Source organism: Pseudomonas sp. P5_B2 (genome assembly GCF_056400445.1).
Window position 1 is genome coordinate 1 of record NZ_JBFULH010000931.1, and the last position, 1289, is coordinate 1289.

1 protein-coding gene is annotated in these 1289 nt (G+C 60.3%); it reads left to right on the forward strand.

The features are described 5' to 3' along the window. The coding region (locus tag AC1DRJ_RS28090; protein WP_477805012.1) for a DNA gyrase C-terminal beta-propeller domain-containing protein at positions 1–1289 on the forward strand (1289 nt) is incomplete at both ends.

A 1289-nucleotide genomic window follows, 5' to 3' on the forward strand; every position in this document is an offset into this window, starting at 1 on the left:
GATCAAAGCCTCGCCAACGCCGTCGGAAGCCAAGGAAGCGCTGATCAAGACTGCGTGGGAATCTTCCGCCGTGGTCGCGATGGTTGAACGTGYCGGTGCCGATTCGTGCCGTCCAGAGACCCTGGACCCGCAATACGGCCTGCGCGAGGGCAAGTACTTCCTGTCGCCAGAACAGGCGCAAGCCATTCTGGAACTGCGTCTGCACCGTCTGACCGGTCTGGAACACGAAAAGCTGCTGGCCGAGTATCAAGAGATCCTCAACCAGATCGGCGAGCTGATCCGCATCCTCAGCAGCGCCACGCGCCTCATGGAAGTGATCCGCGAAGAGCTGGAAGTGATCCGCGCCGAATATGGCGATGTGCGTCGCACCGAGATTCTCGACGCCCGTCTCGACCTGACCCTGGGTGACATGATCCCGGAAGAAGAGCGCGTCGTGACCATTTCCCACGGTGGCTACGCCAAGACCCAGCCATTGGCTGCGTACCAGGCTCAGCGTCGTGGCGGTAAAGGCAAATCGGCGACAGGCGTCAAGGATGAGGACTACATCGCTCACCTGCTGGTCGCCAACAGCCACACCACGCTGCTGCTGTTCTCCAGCAAAGGCAAAGTGTACTGGCTGAAAACCTACGAAATTCCGGAAGCGTCCCGTGCTGCCCGTGGTCGTCCGCTGGTCAACCTGCTGCCGCTGGACAGTGATGAGTACATCACCACCATGCTGCCGGTCGAGGAATACACCGAAGGTCACTTCATCTTCATGGCCACCGCCAAAGGCACCGTGAAGAAGACCCCGCTGGAATCCTTCAGCCGTCAACGCAGCGTCGGTCTGATCGCGCTGGAGCTGGACGAAGGTGACGTGCTGATCTCTGCTGCCATTACTGATGGCGAGCGCGAAGTCATGCTGTTCTCCGACGGCGGCAAGGTCACTCGCTTCAAGGAAACCGACGTGCGTGCCATGGGCCGTACCGCTCGCGGTGTTCGCGGCATGCGTCTGCCGGAAGGTCAGAAGCTGATTTCCATGCTGATCCCGGAAGAAGGCAGCCAGATCCTTACCGCTTCGGCGCGTGGTTTCGGCAAGCGTACGGCGATCACCGAGTTCCCTGAGTACAAGCGTGGCGGTCAAGGCGTTATCGCCATGGTCAGCAACGACCGTAACGGCCGTCTGGTCGGCGCGGTCCAGGTGCTCGATGGCGAGGAAATCATGCTGATTTCTGACCAGGGCACGTTGGTTCGTACCCGTGTCGACGAAGTTTCCAGCCTGGGTCGTAACACTCAGGGCGTGACCCTGATCA